Genomic DNA, 16,686 nt, shown 5'->3' with positions numbered 1-16,686 from the left:
TAATAAACGATTCGGCTGGAAGAAGGCTAAGAGGATGTGTTTCTGGGGCTTTATTGCCTCTTTAGCGCCTCCTTGTTAAGACTGAGGTGGGTTTTGAAAGCAGTAAAGCAGATAAAAATTGATACCAATGAGCTAACTATTGGTATGTATGTATCTGGCCTCGACAGGCCTTGGACCCAGACGCCGTTCCCACTTCAGGGCTTTTATATTCGCGATCGCGAAGAGATCAAACAGCTTAAAGTGCATTGTAATTATGTTTATATCGATGTACTTAAAGGCTCTGCCCCCGTTAAAACCGATTTGCGAAAGCTTTCGAACATGGGGGTTAAATCTAAGAAAAATTTGCGAGCAGAGAGCTCAGCCACTGCTGTTAGTGCGAGCCCTATTCGCGTTCGCGATGATGTCTACACCGAAATTACTCCTATCGGCCGGGAAATTGGTGAAGCCAAAGCCTTGCATCAGCAGGTTTACCGCGCAGTAGGTACTGTGCTTAGCCAAGTTAATGTGGACAACCAGCAGGTACCCATTAAAGAAACTAAGCGGGCGGCTTCGGCCATGGTTGATAGCATTGTGCGAAATCCCGATGCTTTTACGTGGTTAGCAAAAGTAAGAGAGAAGGACGAGCACACCTATAGTCATGCCGTTCGTTCCGCGGTATGGGCGCTTCTATTTGGTCGTCACATAGGTTTACCCAAGCCGGAGCTTGATGTATTGGCTATGGGAGTATTGTTAAAAGATATCGGTAAAACTCGTTTACCTCGAAAGCTTATCGAGGCAACGGAGCGTACAGCAGAAGAACAGCGAGAGTATGAACAGTTTGTTGTTTATGGTCTTGATATTCTCAAGAAATTACCAGAAGTTAAACCTCGTGTTATCTCCGTTGTAAAAACGCATTGTGAACGTGTTAATGGCAGTGGCTTTCCTTCTCACTTGCGTGGTGACAAGGTGCCTCTTTTGGGGAAGATTGCAGGCATTGTGACTTTTTACGATGAAACAACCAACCCTCGGAATAAGAATCCCCTGTCGCCATCTAAAGCTGTATCCATGTTATACGAAGCTCGTGGAACAGGCTTTCAAGATGATTTAGTCGTAGAGTTTATTCGAGCTATAGGTTTGTATCCAACGGGCACCCTCGTTGAGCTTAATACGGGTGAAGTTGGTGTTGTGGTTGAGCAAAATTTTGAGCGGCGTTTAAAGCCAAGGGTGATGGTTGTATTAGATGCAACTAAGCAAGAGTTATCTACTCCACGTTTAATCGATTTGTCTGAAGATGAAAAGCAAAAAAGGGCAATGATAGACAGTGGTAAATATGTGGCAGGTGAAATTGAGTATGTTGAAATATCTCAAGATTTAAAGCCGGGCACTTACAATATTGATATCACTAATATTCGTGATGAATATATTGAAAGCACCCAAGCTAAAGGCTTACTTGCACGGCTAAAGGAAAAACTTTTTTAGTAAAGTCGCTACCTTAGGTTGGTGGTTTTATTCTGCGAGAGTCGCAATGGCCTCGCCCATTTTAATCGGGCTGGATGCCTTAAGATCTGCTTCCCAATTAAGTGTCTTTTCTGGGTATAATAAAATCACGGTTGAGCCAAGTTTAAAGCGCCCCATTTCTTCGCCTTTCTTAAGTTCAATGCCATCGTCGTAGCTTTTGTGGCTCACTCCTGACTTTGATGGGGCTATCGTACCGGCCCAAACAGTTTCTATCGAGGCAACAATCATTGCTCCGACTAAGACCATAACCATAGGGCCTTTTTCTGTATCAAAATGGCAGACTAAGCGCTCATTTCTTGAAAACACGCGCGGTACATTTTCAGCTGTGATTTGGTTAACCGAGAATAAATCACCAGGGATAAAAGTCATTTTTCTTAGCTTGCCATCTACTGGCATATGCAGGCGGTGGTAGTCTTTGGGAGATAAGTAGATGGTCGCAAACTCTCCCTCTTTATAGGTTTCAGCATCTGAGTCGCAGGCTAACAACTCTTCGCAGGAATAGGTTTGGCCTTTGGCTTGAAAAATTCGCCCTTCTTTAATAGGGCCTAATTGGCTGAAAGCGCCATCGGCAGGGCTTGTGACCTTTTGCTTTTCTTCTGCAATTGGGCGAGCGTCGGTATCAAGTGCACGACAAAAGAAATCGTTAAAGCTTGTATAGTCTTGAGTATTTTTACGTTCTGCTTGTGCGAGGCTGATACCAAACTTCCATTTAAATATATTAATAAACGTGCTTTTAATAAAACCGATTTCGCTGGCTGCAAGTTTGCCTACGACTCGAGATACAAAGTGCTGCGGCAGTAAATACTGCAGAGCGATAAAAAAGTTTGTCATTATTGTTCCACCGGTGTGTCGGGATGGTTACCCCATTCATTCCAAGCGCCGTGATAGGCTTCAATTGTTAAACCAAGTGTTTTACCTACTAAGTAAGTAAAACCTGAGCGATGATGACCTTGGCAGTGGGTGATAATTGTTTTGCTGCCGTCAATGCCTAAAGAGGCTAAGTATTCTTTAGCGTCTTTGCGAATAATGAGGCCATTATTGCTATCCATAAGCTCAGTCCATTCGCAGTTAATTGCGCCGGGCATATGTCCTGCTTTCGCGGCAAGGGCTCGTGAACCATCATATTCTGAAGGGCTGCGAGCATCCCAAATACAGATGTTTTGTTTCTCTAGCCCCTGTAAAATATTAGGGATTTCAATTAATAGGTCTTGATTGACGTCGATACTAACTGCTTTTTCTGGGCGTTGATTGATATCGGTCTCAAGTGCGAAACCTGCTTTGTTCCAAGCGTGTAGCCCGCCGTTTAGGTAGCGATAGTTGCTGTGACCGATGACATCAAGCGTCCATATAAAACGCCCGGCCCAACCGCCTCCTTCATCGTCATAGACAATAAATTGAGTGTCTGAGTCTAGGCCAAGCATTGAAAATACTTGCTCGAGTTGTTCTTTGGCGGCAATTTTCCCTGGAATAGGAGGCTGTCCCCAAAGTAGGGCCTGAAAAGGTAAGAATACCGCCCCAGGTACGTGGCCGTTTAGGTAATTTTCACGGCTACTTAAATCTACTATGCATATATTGGATGCAAGGCCTTGTTCGATTTGGCGTTGTAGTTCTTCAACGCTAATAAGAATGTCTGAAGCGCTCATCGATTTTTGATTCCACTTTGAGTTTTAATGGTTACATCATTTAGCTGTTGCAGGATAAGTTGGTAATTTGCGTAGCGTTCGCTATTAATTTTACCCTCATCCAGTGATTCTTGTACGGCACAGCCGGGCTCACCTTTGTGTTTGCAGTCTCGAAAGCGGCAGTGTTGAGCCGCATCAGCAATTTCAGAAAAGGCGTCTAAGATTTGTGAGGCGTTGGCGTGCCAGAGTCCAAACTCTCGAATACCTGGTGAGTCGATTAATTCACCGCCATCGGCAAATTGATAAAGTTGGCTGTGGGTTGTTGTATGGCGACCTTTAGCAGCCGCTTCACTGAGCTTGCCTATACGTATTTCTTTTTCTTTTGGTAGTAGGGCTTTAATAAGTGAGCTTTTCCCCACGCCACTCTGTCCAACAAAAATACTGGTGTGTTCTTTTAGTTTATCCGTCAGCAAGCTTAGGTCTTGACCTGTTTCAGCCGAGACTTCGATGCAATCAACACCTAGATGCTTATAGCGAGAAATAAGCTGTTTCAGTTTGTCTTGCTGCTCATCTAATAATTCACATTTGTTTAGTAAAAGGAGTGGCTGCAGCTGGTGCAGTTTGGCGGCTACTAAATAGCGATCGATTAAAGAACTGTGAGCTTCAGGTTCAACAGCAATGCAGATGACCAGCTGGCTGACATTGGCGGCAACGGTGCGCAATTTGCCGTAGCTGTCCGGTCGCTGTAGCTCACTTAAGCGCGTGTGAATGCTCTCTAATACTCCCGTTTCTTTGCCTTCGCGCCAAGTAACGGTATCGCCGGTAACAGGATCGAGGTTCGCGCGCAAATAACAGCGTTGGATCGTTTGTTTGCCCTGAACCAAAACTTGGGTACCGAAGTTTGCGGTTACGCGGCCTTCTTGCAGGGGGCCAAGTTCACCATCCTCAGGTAAAACGACGTTTTTAAGTTTTTTTTCTGCTCGCTGCTCGGCTATACGTCTGCGCTGTTGCAAGCTTAATTTACGTTTAGCCATGAGTGTTGTTGACTCCAAGAGCATGAATTTGCGGCTTATTCGCGGGTGTAGCGCTTGTGCTCGTGAAGATAGGAGGCATACTTGTTACTATTGCAGTGGTGGAATACCGCATTATACCCAATGGAGTAAGCTTTCGTTATGGCCCTTAGTGATACAAACCTAATTTGGATAGACCTTGAAATGACCGGGTTGTTGCCAGAGCGAGATCGAATCATCGAAATAGCAACGATTGTTACCGATAAAGATTTAAATGTTTTGGCTGAAGGCCCTGTCATTGCTGTTAATCAGAGTGAGCAGGCGCTGGCTGCAATGGATGAGTGGAACACCACTCAGCACGGTAAATCGGGTCTGACTCAGCGTGTGCGTGACAGTAAAATAAGCTGCCAACAAGCAGAGCAGGAGACGATTGCTTTCTTAGAAAAGTGGGTGCCAGCGGGTAAAAGCCCAATTTGTGGCAATTCCATTTGTCAGGATAGGCGCTTCTTAGCGCGTTGGATGCCCGATCTAGAGTCGTATTTTCACTACCGCAATTTAGATGTGAGTTCCTTGAAAATCCTTGCTCAGCTCTGGGCACCTGACGTAGCGACGGGTTTTAAAAAGCAAGGCACTCATTTGGCCATGGACGATATCAAAGAGAGCATTGCTGAGCTCAAACACTATCGTGAGCATTTATTGAATCTCGCTTAATGGCGTTTCGCATAAGTTATATTACGCGCCACTTTATATTCCTAAGTCGTTTTTGACTGTGCTCAAAACTGGTCCAAGCTAATAAAGAGAGTTCTTTATTTTGGGAGTGCCGTGTTATGACCACCAGTGAGCGTCGCAAAGGCAGTGCAGCTATTCCTCTTAATTTGGGGCAATTTTTAAACGATGAGCAGCGGCAAACTTTAAGCTATTTAGAGGGCTTTGGTTGGTCGCTCGCTTTTATACGGCGCCCTCTGTTTCAAAAGCCAATGGTGATAGTGCGCAATCCTGATTCAGATGATTTTAGTATGCTGGAAGTGGATGGCACCTTACTGGAACAGCCCGATATTATTCTTCGGCATTAGTGGGCCGATCGGGCCAGTAGGCCATCTCTTCTATTTTATTGCTGTTGCGGGCTTTGCGCTTGCGCCTTTTGCCGCTTGCTTGGCGCTCTAGCGCCCAGTTTATATGTTCGGCAACAAGTGGGCTTACTTTACCGAGAGCCTGCTTAAGTGCTTCATCGATACGAAGGTCGGGCTCGGCATTACCAAGAGCAACAGCAATATTCCTTTGCCATTTCTCATAGCCTGCGCGGCGAATGGCCGATCCTTCGGTATTTTTCAAGAATTCAGCTTCCGTCCAGTTAAAGAGCTCTAATAGCTCTTGAGCAAATAAATTGCTTCGAGGTTGGAAATCACTCTCTTTGGTGGTGGCTGCATCTTTGTTCCATGGGCAAATAAGCTGGCAGTCATCGCAGCCATAGATGCGATTCCCAAAGGCTTGTCGTAATTCCTCGGGAATGGGGCCGTCGTGTTCAATGCTTAAATATGAAATACAGCGTCTTGCATCAAGTACCCAAGGTTTAATAAACGCATCGGTTGGGCATACCTTTAAACACGCTTCACAGTCACCGCATTGATTCTTGGCTTCATGCTCGTTAATAGGCAGGGGAATATTGGTAAACAGCTCTCCCAGAAAGAACCAACTGCCATCGTCTTTATTGAGTAGAAGGCTGTGCTTGCCTGTCCAGCCAAGGCCTGCTTTTTGCGCCAAAGGCCGTTCTAGCACCGGCGCACTGTCAACAAAGGCTCGGCCTTGAGCTAGATCTGGCTCGGCATGTTCTTCTACATAATGCTCGATATTTTTAGCCAGTTTGGCTAAGCGCTTGCGCATCAATTTATGGTAATCACGGCCAAGGGCGTAACGGCTTATATATGCTTGCTTGCTGTTTTTAAGGTTGTCGATAGGCTGGGTATCTGCCGGCAGGTAGTTTAGACGTACGCTAATTACTCTGCAGCTACCAGGTACAAGCTGAGGTGGGTCTAAGCGTTTGTCTTGGTTCTCTGCCAGCCAAGCCATTTCACCGTGGTAGTTTCTTGACAGCCAGCGCTCAAAAGCGTGTTTTTCACTGCTTAAATCAAGATCACAGACACCGCACTGATTAAAGCCGAGCTCTTTGCACCAAAGATGGATTTGTTGTAGCAAATTATCATAGAGTTTAGGGCTAAGCTGCATAGTTGCCAAACGACTTTGGGGCTGATGATAGGCTGTGTATGATACTTAATGTCTAGCAGAAAGGGAGAAAACTGTGTTGCCACTAGAAGTGAATTTTCCTTTATTTAGCGCAGAGCAAGTGAAGCGTTTAGATGCGGAAGCAATTCGTTTAGGTACGCCAGGCTTTGTGTTGATGAAGAGGGCGGGGCAGGCACTGTTTGATTTAGCGTGTAAGCAGTGGCCGGCTCATAAGCAGTTTGTTGTTTTGTGTGGCGCCGGTAATAACGGTGGCGATGGTTGGCTCTTTGCTGCTTTGGCTCATGTTCAGGGCTTTCAGGTTCAGCTTTATTATTTGAAACCGCCAGAAGAGTTAACTGCTGAGGCAAAAGATGCGGCGGATTTTGCTTTGGGCAAGGGCGTTGATGCTCGTGAATTTGATTCAAGTCTTAACTTAGAAAATACAAAAGAGCTTGTTTTAGTTGATGCCTTATTGGGTATTGGTATAAACGGGCTTTTATCGGAGCGCTATAAGTCGGCGATTGCTTGGCTGAATTTGTGCGCGATCAGTGCAAATAGTGCTGGTGATGATGTGAAAGTGTTGAGTGTTGATCTTCCTTCGGGGATAAACGCAACGACGGGAGAGTGCAAAGAGTTAGCTGTTAAAGCCGATCTCTGTCTAAGTTTTATTGGTCGTAAGCAAGGTCTATATACCGCAGATGCACCCAATTACTGCACGGAGCTTCATTTTGAACAGCTTGGTGTTGCTGATTATGTGATTGAGGCTGAAACTCAAAGCCAGGCTCAGTGTCATTATTTAATGAATAGAGTTGACGCTGGGGCTTTAAAGCGAGCGCCTGTATGTCATAAAGGACGTTTTGGTCACATTGCTGTTGTGGGTGGTGGCTCAGGTATGAGTGGGGCTGCTCTGTTGGCAGCTGATGCTGCATTGCATGCAGGTAGTGGCTTAGTGAGTCTGTACAGTCAAGAAGAAACTCTGCAAGCGGCCAGACAGCGCTTACCTGAATGTATGAGCCACATAATCGATTTTGAGCCTGATCCAAAGGGCGAGTATTTTAAGCGCTGCAATGTCCTCGTGGTGGGACCGGGCTTAGGGCAAGATGAGTGGGCTCGTCATGCATTTAAGCTTGCTTTGTCGGCATCGCTTCCATTGCTGCTTGATGCTGATGCGCTTAATCTTCTTGCTGGCGCACCTGTAAAGCTAGGGCGAGCTGGTAAGAGCTGTGTTATAACGCCTCATCCTGCGGAAGCTGCGAGGCTATTAGCTACGACAGTGCAAGTCATTCAAGCAGATCGTTTTGCAGCTGCTCGAGCTTTGGTTGCACGTTATGATGCGGTTGTTGTATTAAAAGGGGCCGGTACTTTAGTTGCCTGTTCCGATAAGATTTGGCTTTGCCCTTTGGTTTGCCCTTCGTTAGCGATAGGTGGTGCCGGTGATGTACTAAGTGGTGTCATTGCGGCCCTCTTGGCTCAAGGCTTAGAGGCTGAAGAGGCTGCTCGTTTAGGGGTGTGGTTGCATGCTAGTGCGGCTAAGTACTTTGAAGGGCAAGTTGGTGTAATAGGGCTTAAAGCCGGTGAACTACCCGGCATTATTAGAAAGATGGTAAATGAACTTCTCTAGTTATTTGGATAATGAGCAAGCGACCCTAGCTTTTGCAGAGCGTTTAGCGAGCGCTTTATATAAGACTATAAAGCAGCGGGCTCAAGGTTTGACCGTATACCTAAACGGTACGCTCGGTGCAGGTAAAACCACACTAAGCCGAGGGGTGTTGCAGGGCTTGGGGCATAAAGGGGCTGTTAAAAGCCCAACTTATACTCTCGTTGAACCCTATGAATTTTCAGACTTATCGGTTTATCACTTCGATTTATATCGTATGGCTGATGCCGAAGAGCTTGAATACATGGGGATTCGGGATTATTTTGATTTACCAAGTTTGCGCTTGATTGAGTGGGCGCAGCGAGGAGAGGGGGTGCTGCCTGAGGCCGACCTTCTTATTGACTTGGTCGTGCAGCTGCCGGGACGTACTGTTACTATACAGGCCAATTCAGAAAGTGGCGCTCAGCTACTTGAACAGCTGGGCACCTAATAGCAACGATGAGAGCAACGTGAACAGGGCTTTAAGACAAAGAGTGGTGATGCGCCTACAGTGGTTGTGCATTCTTGCCTGCTTCTGCTCGGCTGAGCTCTATGCCGCAACGGTTGATGGTGTGCGTCTGTGGCGCTCCCCTGAGTCTACGCGCCTTGTTTTCGATCTTGATGCTCGTGCCGATCATAATATTTTCAAGCTGAATAATCCTAAGCGTTTAGTTATTGATATTAAGCGTGGTCAGTTTGACGCTAAAACAAAAGACCTCAAACTAGAGGGAACCCCTGTTCAGCGCATGCGCTACGGAGCCCAAAACGGGGGGGATTTACGTATTGTCTTGGATTTAAAAGAAGACGTTAAGCCTCGTAGTTTCTCACTAAAGCGAGTAGGCGATAAACCTGATCGTTTGGTTGTCGACCTTTATCCGGTTAAAAGGCATAAAGGGAAAAGTGTTGATGCTATTTTGCCGAGTGAAAAGTCTAAAAGTCGTCGTGATGTTGTTATTGCTATTGATGCGGGGCATGGGGGCGAAGATCCTGGAGCCATCGGCCCGAAAAAACTCTACGAAAAACACGTAGTGCTTAAAGTCGCTAAAAACTTAGCTAATGTTATTAATAAAGAACCTGGTTATAAAGCAGTGCTCGTACGTAGCGGTGACTACTTTCTTCCCCTTCACCGTAGGGCGGAAAAAGCACGAGAAGTGCATGCAGACTTGTTTGTCTCTATTCATGCTGATGGTTTTGATAATCCTAAAGCTCGTGGTGCTTCGGTTTTTACCTTAAGTAGGCGAGGTGCCTCAAGTAAGATGGCTAGTATCTTGGCATCGAAGGAAAATAAGTCTGACTTAATTGGTGGTGTCGATCGAATTAAACTTGGTGATAAAGAAGAGCAGCTAAAAAAAATCTTAGTGGATTTAAGTATGACCAGCTCGCTTGAGGCGAGTATGGATGTTGGCTCTCGAGTCTTAAAAGAAATGGGCAAGGTAACCCATTTGCATTCAAAACGCGTGGAGAGTGCAGGCTTTGCTGTACTTAAATCGGCCGATGTACCTTCTATCTTGGTTGAAACTGGTTTTATAACGAACCCAACCGAGGCGCGAAACCTTAACTCCTTAAATCATCGAACTAAATTAAGTAAGTCGATTTTTAAGGGCATCAATAGCTATTTTCAAAGTCGGCCCCCAGCGGGAAGTTATCTCGCATGGAAAAAAGGGGGGAATAGCTCCACTACCTATAAAATCGCAAGCGGCGATACATTGAGCGCTATTGCTAAACGCTACAATGTCAGTGTCGCCTCCATTAAAAAAGCCAATAAGCTTTCAGACTCGAGCATTCGAGTTGGTCAAACACTTTCTATTCCTGCCTTATGAGTCTTAGACGTATTAAAAAATTGAGCCCGCGACTGGCAAACCAGATCGCGGCTGGAGAGGTTGTTGAGCGCCCAGCTTCCGTTATTAAAGAATTAGTTGAAAACAGCATTGATGCTCAAGCGTCTCAGATCGATATCGAAATTGAGGCCGGTGGTACGAAGTTAATGCGTGTACGTGATAATGGCAGTGGTGTTGCTAAAGAAGACTTGCCGCTTGCTCTTAGTCGGCACGCTACCAGTAAAATTCATATTTTAGATGAGTTAGAAGCGGTTGCATCTTTGGGTTTTCGTGGCGAGGCTTTAGCGTCAATTTCTTCAGTTGCTCGACTGGTACTGACCTCGAATAATGGTGAGGAGGATAGCGCTTGGTGTGCGCGTGCCGAAGGTCGAGATATGGAGGCCGAGGTGAGCCCAGCTGCGCACCCGCAAGGAACAAGTGTCGAAGTAAGGGATTTGTTTTTTAATACTCCCGCTCGCCGAAAGTTCTTACGTACAGAAAAAACGGAATATAATCGCATTGAAGATATTCTGAAAAAGCAGGCCTTATCTCGTTTTGATTTAGGCTTCTCCTTAAAGAACAATCAGAAGGTGGTGCATAACTGGCGACCAGCTTCTGCACGTGCAGAGCAAGAAAAGCGCGTTGCTCAGATTTGCGGTAAGACCTTTATCGAAAATTCATTACATGTAGACATAGAGCATACAGGTTTACGTCTGTGGGGCTGGGTTGCCTTGCCGACTTTTTCTCGCTCTCAAGCAGACTTACAACACTTTTTTGTGAATGGTCGCGCTATTAAAGATAAATTGGTGAGCCATGCTATTCGTCAGGCTTATCAGGATGTTTTGTACCACGGTAGGCACCCAGCTTTTGTTTTATATTTGGAGCTTGATGCCTCGGTTGTTGATGTCAATGTGCACCCAACAAAACATGAGGTGCGTTTTCGAGATAGCCGTTTAGTTCATGACTTTTTGTTTCGTTCTTTACACAAGGTGCTGGCAGATGTGCGCCCCGATACAAGTTCTGAGGCTGAATCGACATCGCCTGCTATGGCCCTGGAAAATATTCCTCAGCAGGGCTCGATTGCGTTTCGGCAGCTACAAACTCAAAGTGAGTCAGGGGTTAATGTTGGGGCCTCTTCGTCACAACCGCAAATTCCAGTTAATTCTTATTCTACCGCTGCCGTTGCAGAGCAAGTTAACGCCTATCGCACCTTATTAAATAGTGAGGCAAGCGCTCCTTTTGTAGAAACTGAGGCTAGTGCTTTGCGCGCGAACTTCGAAGAGCCCGAAAAAGAAAATGAAGTGCCTCCGCTAGGATTTGCTATTGCTCAGTTAAAAGGTATTTATATTTTGGCTGAAAATGCTCAGGGTTTGATTGTGGTTGATATGCATGCAGCCCATGAGCGTATTACATACGAAAAAATGAAGCGAGCGTTTGATGAGCAAACTGTGCAGAGTCAGCCTTTATTAGTGCCACAAAGTATTGCCGTCAGTGAAAAAGAAGCTGATTGTGCCGAGGAGAATAGCACTGTTTTTTCAGAGCTGGGTTTTGTTGTTGAGCGAGCAGGGCCCGAAACGTTGGTTGTTCGTCAGCTGCCTGTGATATTGAATCAGGCCGATGTTGAGACTCTCATTCGAGATGTGCTGAGCGACCTGTGTGAATACGGCAATAGTCGACGTATTCGTGAGCATATCAATGAGCTCTTGGGTACGATGGCTTGCCATGGTTCTGTCCGTGCAAACCGTCGTTTGAGTATGGCTGAAATGAATGCCCTGCTGCGAGATATGGAAGCGACGGAGCGCAGTGGTCAGTGCAACCATGGGCGGCCAACTTGGGCGGCGATGTCACTAAGCGATCTCGATAAATTATTTATGCGAGGGCAATAATGGCGTCGTCAGCTAAGCCATTGCAAAAGCCTGTTTTGATCCTTATGGGGCCAACAGCCTCTGGTAAGACAGCGCTTGCAGTTGAGTTGGCTAAGCAGCTTGATGGGGAGATAATTAGTGTTGATAGTGCCTTGGTTTATCGTGGCTTAGATATTGGTGCCGCTAAACCCGATGCACAAGAGCGCCAAGGTGTTGTTCACCACCTCATTGATATTCGTGAGCCTCATGAACAGTACAGCGCAGCTGATTTTAGCGCTGATGCACGAGCGTGTATTGATGATATTCAGACGCGAGGCAAAGTGCCAATCTTGGCCGGTGGTACCATGCTATATTTCAAGGCCTTACTTGAAGGGCTTTCCAAAATGCCTGCGGCTGATCTTGAGCGGCGTGCCGAGATTGAAAAACAGGCGGCTGAACGGGGCTGGCCAGCTATGCATGCTGAGCTGGCTGAGGTAGATCCAGAAACGGCGGCTCGTTTGCACCCAAATCATAGTCAGCGTATAAGTCGAGCCCTCGAGGTATGGCGTTCAAGCGGCAAAGCCTTAAGCGAGTGGCAAAAAGCTGATGGCCACGGTCTGCTAGACGAGCAAAGATGTGTGCAAATTGCTATTGCCCCTGGTGATAGGGCTGTTTTGCATCAGCGCATTAAGCTGCGTTTACAGCTTATGTTTGAGCAGGGTTTTATGGAGGAGGTGCAGCAGCTGCATCAGCGGGAGGATCTGCATCTCGATCTGCCCTCTATGCGAGCGGTGGGTTACAGGCAGGCTTGGATGTATTTAGATGGCGACTACACTTACGAGCAGATGCTAGATAAGGCGCTGGTTGCAACTCGGCAATTAGCCAAGCGCCAACTAACGTGGCTTAGAGGTTGGCCAGCCGTTAATTGGCTTGATACACAAGCCGAAAACGGCGAAATGCGCACAATTGATGAAATTGTACGCCTTAGTCTGTCTATTTACGCTAAAAGCACCTTATAATGTATTTATCGGTCACTTTTTCTGACCGGCTGCTATGTTGTTTTTATTGGAAGGCCTCTCTACCAGTATTTTGGTTGTTGTAGCGCTCTTCATTTTTTGATTTCCCATAAGGAGAATAATCATGTCAAAAGGGCACTCGCTACAAGACCCTTATCTCAATGTGCTGCGTAAAGAGCGCATCCCTGTTTCTATTTACTTGGTTAATGGTATCAAGCTGCAGGGCCAGGTTGAGAGCTTTGATCAGTTTGTCGTTCTTTTGAAAAACACCGTTAGTCAAATGGTTTATAAGCACGCCATTTCTACGGTAGTCCCTTCTCGCCCTGTTCGAGTGCCTATGCTGAACCCTGAAGGTGGCGTAGACGAAGAAGTCGGAGGCTAAGCAGAAAAGCCTTGTTTTTTGATAGACCCGATTCAGGTGAGCTAGCGGTGCTAGTTCACCTGGAGCTTAGTCAAACCGCACTCAATAATGATCCGAGAGAGTTTGAAGAGCTCGTTTTATCTGCTGGCGGAGACCCCGCTGACTTTATTTCTGGCCAACGAGCCAATCCCCACCCTAAGTTTTTTGTTGGAACCGGCAAGCTTGAAGAATTACAGCAAGCGGTTATTCAACACGAAGCTGAAGTGGTTATCTTTAATCATGAATTAAGCCCAAGCCAAGAGCGCAACCTTGAAAAAGCCCTAGGCTGTCGCGTATTAGACCGCACGGGGTTGATCCTCGATATTTTTGCTCAGCGCGCGCGTACCCATGAGGGTAAGCTGCAAGTCGAGCTTGCTCAACTTGACCATATGAGTACGCGCCTTATTCGCGGCTGGACACACTTAGAGCGCCAAAAAGGCGGCATTGGTATGCGTGGCCCGGGTGAAACTCAGCTGGAAACCGATCGGCGTTTACTGCGGGTACGTATCAAGTCTATCCATAAACGTTTGGATAAGGTACGCAAGCAGCGAGAGCAAGGGCGCCGGGCTCGCTCGAGGGCCGAAATTCCGACACTATCACTAGTGGGATATACCAATGCTGGTAAGAGTACCCTGTTTAATCGTATAACGGATGCGGCTGTTTACGCTGAAGATCAGTTGTTTGCGACGCTTGACCCGACCATGCGTAGAATTGCTGTTGCCCAAGTGGGGGCTGCGGTACTTGCCGATACGGTTGGTTTTGTTAGTAACTTGCCACATAAGTTGGTTGAGAGCTTTAGGGCAACCTTGGAAGAGGCTGCTAATGCAGACTTGCTTTTGCATGTTGTTGATTACGTTGATGACGAGCGCCTAAGAAATATGGAGCAAGTTAGCGAGGTGCTCGAAGAAATTGGTGCTGGCGATCTTCCGCAGTTGATTATTTACAATAAGATTGATTTGGTTGAGGGGTTTAAGCCCAAACTAGAGCGAAATGCTCAGGGTAAACCAGCCGCGGTATGGCTGTCTGCTCAGGAAGGGCGTGGCGTTGATTTGTTGCTTGAAGCGATCAGCGACTTACTTGCTGAAGATGTTATTCATGGCAAGCTTTCTTTAAAGCCCCAGCTGGCTCGTTTTAGAGCAAAGTTATTTGAAAATAACTCTGTCTTAAATGAGGATTATCTGGATGATGGTAGTTCTGCTTTAGAAGTGCAGATTCCTTTAGCTGACTTAAACCGTATACTGGCGTCGGAAAATATGAAGGCAAGTGAGCTACAGTTTGCGGAAGCCTCGCTAATGGCCAAACTCGCTAAGCTGGATCAAGAAGAAAGTTTTTAATAAAAGGTGTTGGGTATTGTTCTTACCTGACTTGAAACTCTGGTTAGTGACCAAATATAGCTAACTTAAATAAATTGGAGATGAAGCATATGGCTTGGAATGAGCCGGGTGGAAACAATAAGGACCCCTGGGGTGGTGGCAATCGTGGCAATGATGGCCCGCCGGATCTCGATGAGGTGCTAAAAAACCTTCAAGATAAAGTAAGTTCTATTTTTGGCGGTGGCTCGGGTAATGGCTCCAGTAGCGGCCCTGTTGGTGGTGGCAGTAATAAGTTAATTATCACCATTGTGTTAATTGCTTTTGGTCTTATTTACCTTTACGCAGGTGCCAGTGTGGTGAATGAGCAGGAGCGAGCTGTTGTCTTGCGCCTAGGTGAGTATAAAGAGACAAAAGGCCCAGGTTTCCGCTGGAATCCTCGTGGTATCGATCAGGTGTTTGAGGTCAATGTGACCAAGGTTGAGCAGTGGAGTACCACTGAACAAATGCTAACCCATGACTTAAATATCGTAGATATTAATATCTCGACCCAATACGTTATTAGTGATGCGCGTGATTATGTCTTGAATGTCCGCGATCCCGATAGCAGTTTGCGTCAAGCGACCAACTCGGCTCTGCGCCATGTTGCGGGTTCCACTGCAATGCACGAGATCTTAACTGAAGGTCGTGAAGCGGTTGCATCAGAAGTGCATCAACGTCTTCAAGCCTATTTGGATAATTACCAAACCGGTATTCAGATTGTGACTGTCAACATCGAAGAGAGCCGCCCGCCTGCTGAGGTTCAAGCCGCTTTTGATGATGTTATTAAGGCTCGAGAAGATGAGGAACGTTACAAAAACGAAGCTCAAGCCTATTCAAATGGCATCATTCCAGAGGCTCGTGGTCAAGCTCAGCGCATGATTGAAGAAGCAACTGGTTATAAAGAAAAGGTTGTTGCTCAGGCTGAAGGTGAGGCTAAGCGCTTTGAATACTTGCTAACTGAATACAAAAAAGCACCAAAGGTAACTCGTGAGCGTTTATACCTTGATGCGGTACAGGAGGTTATGCAGAACAGTTCCAAGGTACTTGTTGATGTTGAAGGTGGTAACAATATGTTGTACCTGCCTTTAGATAAGATCGTTAATAGCGCGCCTAAAGCGGCGTCTGGCCCTGCAATGAGTGAAGCCAATGTAAGTGATTTGGCTGATCAGGTGGTTCAAGATCTTATTGATCGTGGTGTGCTTAGTACCTCACGTCGTTCAAGTTCACGAGGAGTTCGTTAAGATGCAAGGCAAGAGTTTAGGTTTTGTAATTTTATTGGTTATTGTTGCCGTTATTGGTTCTAACTCTCTCTATATTGTCAGTGAATATCAGCGTGGTGTTCTTTTACGTTTAGGTAAATTGAACAATGCCGATATTCAGCCTGGCCTGCATGTGAAGATTCCTGTTATTGATCAGGTGCGAATCTTTGATGCGCGTATTTTGACTGTTGATTCACGCCCTGAGCGTTTCTTAACGGTTGAGAAGAAAAGCGTTGAAGTGGACTCTTTCACTAAGTGGCGCATTCTTGATGTGGGCAAATACTACACCGCCACAAACGGTGAAGAAGATCGAGCTCAGCGTCTATTAAGCCAGCGAGTTAATGAGGGGCTTCGCAACCAGTTTGCACAGCGCACTTTGCAAGAAGTGGTGGGTGGTGAGCGTGACCTGTTGATGACCGACTTGGTTGAGCAGTTAAATGAATTCACCAAGACTTCTTTGGGGGCTGAAATTATCGATGTGCGTGTTAAGAAAATTGATTTGCCTGATGAGTTGAGTGAAGCGGTATTCCGTCGTATGCGCGCAGAGCGTGAGCGTGAGGCTCGTGATCATCGCTCTAAAGGCAAGGAGCAGGCTGAAATCATTCGTGCTGATGCAGATCGTCAAAAAGCGGTGCTTGAAGCTCAAGCTTATCGAGATGCAGAGCTGCTTCGAGGTGAGGGCGATGCAAAAGCGACGGCTATTTATGCAGACGCCTATAACAAAGACCCAGAGTTTTATGCCTTTCAGCGTAGTTTGACTGCATATCGCAACTCGTTTAGCTCGAAAGAAGACGTTATGTTGGTTGACCCTAAAAGTGATTTCTTCCGCTACTTGAATAACGCGACAGGTAAGTAGGGCGAAGGTTTGCTCTTTTAGTGTTCAAGCTCTTAAAGCGTGATAGAATAAGGAAACCGGCTCACATGGGCCGGTTTTTTTGTGCCTTGAATGTCAGAGGCATGGTTCAATCGTACTTGCTTTCAGCTTAGCTGTGCTTAATTGAGCCAGCACAATA

Annotated in this window: 16 protein-coding genes; 12 read left to right on the top strand and 4 right to left on the bottom strand. The window is 46.3% G+C overall.

The window, feature by feature from the left end:
- The first annotated feature begins 93 nt into the window (after positions 1–93).
- Positions 94–1,458 (top strand): HD-GYP domain-containing protein, encoded by a 1,365-nt coding sequence (locus AB1S55_RS01020; RefSeq protein WP_370979915.1) that lies wholly within the window; start codon positions 94–96, stop codon positions 1,456–1,458.
- A 27-nt stretch (positions 1,459–1,485) separates the two neighbouring features.
- Here the strand turns inward: AB1S55_RS01020 and asd are convergent, their stop codons facing one another.
- From asd to rsgA, 3 genes are read right to left on the bottom strand one after another with little or no spacing between them, the layout of a single operon-like run.
- On the bottom strand, positions 1,486–2,328 hold the full coding sequence (asd, locus tag AB1S55_RS01015; RefSeq protein ID WP_370979914.1) for an archaetidylserine decarboxylase: 843 nt from the start codon (positions 2,326–2,328) through the stop codon (positions 1,486–1,488).
- Entirely contained in the window at positions 2,328–3,140 is an 813-nt protein-coding gene (locus AB1S55_RS01010) for a sulfurtransferase (protein ID WP_370979913.1), read from the bottom strand. Before AB1S55_RS01010 ends, asd begins: the two co-directional genes overlap by 1 nt.
- On the bottom strand, positions 3,137–4,153 hold the full coding sequence (gene rsgA / locus AB1S55_RS01005) for a small ribosomal subunit biogenesis GTPase RsgA (protein WP_370979912.1): 1,017 nt from the start codon (positions 4,151–4,153) through the stop codon (positions 3,137–3,139). The genes AB1S55_RS01010 and rsgA overlap by 4 nt, the downstream gene beginning before the upstream one ends.
- Positions 4,154–4,291: 138 nt before the next feature.
- Here rsgA and orn point away from each other — a divergent pair, with 138 nt between their 5' ends.
- Positions 4,292–4,840: an oligoribonuclease gene (gene orn / locus AB1S55_RS01000; RefSeq protein ID WP_370979911.1), complete on the top strand. Its 549-nt coding sequence runs from the start codon at positions 4,292–4,294 to the stop codon at positions 4,838–4,840.
- Between the two features lie 116 nt (positions 4,841–4,956).
- Positions 4,957–5,202, top strand: coding sequence for a hypothetical protein (locus tag AB1S55_RS00995; RefSeq protein ID WP_370979910.1), 246 nt, complete (start codon positions 4,957–4,959; stop codon positions 5,200–5,202).
- Here AB1S55_RS00995 and queG read toward each other — a convergent pair.
- Entirely contained in the window at positions 5,186–6,352 is a 1,167-nt protein-coding gene (queG, locus tag AB1S55_RS00990; protein WP_370979909.1) for a tRNA epoxyqueuosine(34) reductase QueG, read from the bottom strand. The two genes, AB1S55_RS00995 and queG, sit on opposite strands and share 17 nt — an antisense overlap.
- 73 nt (positions 6,353–6,425) lie before the next feature.
- Between queG and AB1S55_RS00985 the strand changes: the two genes are divergently transcribed.
- The 9 genes from AB1S55_RS00985 (at position 6,426) to hflC (ending at position 16,529) form a co-directional block, all read left to right on the top strand.
- On the top strand, positions 6,426–7,970 hold the full coding sequence (locus tag AB1S55_RS00985) for an NAD(P)H-hydrate dehydratase (RefSeq protein ID WP_370979908.1): 1,545 nt from the start codon (positions 6,426–6,428) through the stop codon (positions 7,968–7,970).
- Positions 7,957–8,436: a tRNA (adenosine(37)-N6)-threonylcarbamoyltransferase complex ATPase subunit type 1 TsaE gene (tsaE, locus tag AB1S55_RS00980; RefSeq protein WP_370979907.1), complete on the top strand. Its 480-nt coding sequence runs from the start codon at positions 7,957–7,959 to the stop codon at positions 8,434–8,436. The genes AB1S55_RS00985 and tsaE overlap by 14 nt, the downstream gene beginning before the upstream one ends.
- Positions 8,437–8,485: 49 nt before the next feature.
- Positions 8,486–9,805, top strand: a complete 1,320-nt coding sequence (locus tag AB1S55_RS00975) for an N-acetylmuramoyl-L-alanine amidase (protein ID WP_370981618.1) — start codon at positions 8,486–8,488, stop codon at positions 9,803–9,805.
- Complete coding sequence (mutL, locus tag AB1S55_RS00970; RefSeq protein WP_370979906.1) at positions 9,802–11,688, top strand: DNA mismatch repair endonuclease MutL; 1,887 nt, start codon at positions 9,802–9,804, stop codon at positions 11,686–11,688. Before AB1S55_RS00975 ends, mutL begins: the two co-directional genes overlap by 4 nt.
- On the top strand, positions 11,688–12,665 hold the full coding sequence (gene miaA / locus AB1S55_RS00965) for a tRNA (adenosine(37)-N6)-dimethylallyltransferase MiaA (RefSeq protein ID WP_370979905.1): 978 nt from the start codon (positions 11,688–11,690) through the stop codon (positions 12,663–12,665). The genes mutL and miaA overlap by 1 nt, the downstream gene beginning before the upstream one ends.
- Before the next feature lie 121 nt (positions 12,666–12,786).
- The gene (gene hfq, locus AB1S55_RS00960; protein ID WP_370979904.1) at positions 12,787–13,044 is read left to right on the top strand and encodes an RNA chaperone Hfq; all 258 of its coding nucleotides are present in this window, start codon (positions 12,787–12,789) and stop codon (positions 13,042–13,044) included.
- A gap of 11 nt (positions 13,045–13,055) precedes the next feature.
- Positions 13,056–14,396, top strand: coding sequence for a ribosome rescue GTPase HflX (gene hflX, locus AB1S55_RS00955; protein ID WP_370979903.1), 1,341 nt, complete (start codon positions 13,056–13,058; stop codon positions 14,394–14,396).
- A gap of 89 nt (positions 14,397–14,485) precedes the next feature.
- Complete coding sequence (hflK, locus tag AB1S55_RS00950) at positions 14,486–15,655, top strand: FtsH protease activity modulator HflK (RefSeq protein WP_370979902.1); 1,170 nt, start codon at positions 14,486–14,488, stop codon at positions 15,653–15,655.
- Position 15,656: 1 nt separating this feature from the next.
- The gene (gene hflC, locus AB1S55_RS00945; RefSeq protein ID WP_370979901.1) at positions 15,657–16,529 is read left to right on the top strand and encodes a protease modulator HflC; all 873 of its coding nucleotides are present in this window, start codon (positions 15,657–15,659) and stop codon (positions 16,527–16,529) included.
- Positions 16,530–16,686: the final 157 nt, after the last annotated feature.

Origin of the sequence: Agaribacterium sp. ZY112 (assembly GCF_041346925.1) — a bacterium.
In the GTDB taxonomy this organism is placed as follows: domain Bacteria; phylum Pseudomonadota; class Gammaproteobacteria; order Pseudomonadales; family Cellvibrionaceae; genus Agaribacterium.
The sequence above is the reverse complement of the archived record's forward strand: the minus strand, read 5'-3'. Positions and strand labels throughout refer to the sequence as shown.

What these genes read in the sequence shown, in the direction of transcription:
- AB1S55_RS00995 (WP_370979910.1), top strand. Translation starts at nt 4,957, where the DNA reads ATGACCACCAGTGAGCGTCGCAAAGGCAGTGCAGCTATTCCTCTTAAT.
- asd (WP_370979914.1), bottom strand. Translation starts at nt 2,328, where the DNA reads ATGACAAACTTTTTTATCGCTCTGCAGTATTTACTGCCGCAGCACTTT.
- hfq (WP_370979904.1), top strand. Translation starts at nt 12,787, where the DNA reads ATGTCAAAAGGGCACTCGCTACAAGACCCTTATCTCAATGTGCTGCGT.
- hflC (WP_370979901.1), top strand. Translation starts at nt 15,657, where the DNA reads ATGCAAGGCAAGAGTTTAGGTTTTGTAATTTTATTGGTTATTGTTGCC.
- queG (WP_370979909.1), bottom strand. Translation starts at nt 6,352, where the DNA reads ATGCAGCTTAGCCCTAAACTCTATGATAATTTGCTACAACAAATCCAT.
- miaA (WP_370979905.1), top strand. Translation starts at nt 11,688, where the DNA reads ATGGCGTCGTCAGCTAAGCCATTGCAAAAGCCTGTTTTGATCCTTATG.
- orn (WP_370979911.1), top strand. Translation starts at nt 4,292, where the DNA reads ATGGCCCTTAGTGATACAAACCTAATTTGGATAGACCTTGAAATGACC.
- AB1S55_RS00975 (WP_370981618.1), top strand. Translation starts at nt 8,486, where the DNA reads ATGCGCCTACAGTGGTTGTGCATTCTTGCCTGCTTCTGCTCGGCTGAG.
- AB1S55_RS01010 (WP_370979913.1), bottom strand. Translation starts at nt 3,140, where the DNA reads ATGAGCGCTTCAGACATTCTTATTAGCGTTGAAGAACTACAACGCCAA.
- tsaE (WP_370979907.1), top strand. Translation starts at nt 7,957, where the DNA reads ATGAACTTCTCTAGTTATTTGGATAATGAGCAAGCGACCCTAGCTTTT.
- hflK (WP_370979902.1), top strand. Translation starts at nt 14,486, where the DNA reads ATGGCTTGGAATGAGCCGGGTGGAAACAATAAGGACCCCTGGGGTGGT.
- mutL (WP_370979906.1), top strand. Translation starts at nt 9,802, where the DNA reads ATGAGTCTTAGACGTATTAAAAAATTGAGCCCGCGACTGGCAAACCAG.
- rsgA (WP_370979912.1), bottom strand. Translation starts at nt 4,153, where the DNA reads ATGGCTAAACGTAAATTAAGCTTGCAACAGCGCAGACGTATAGCCGAG.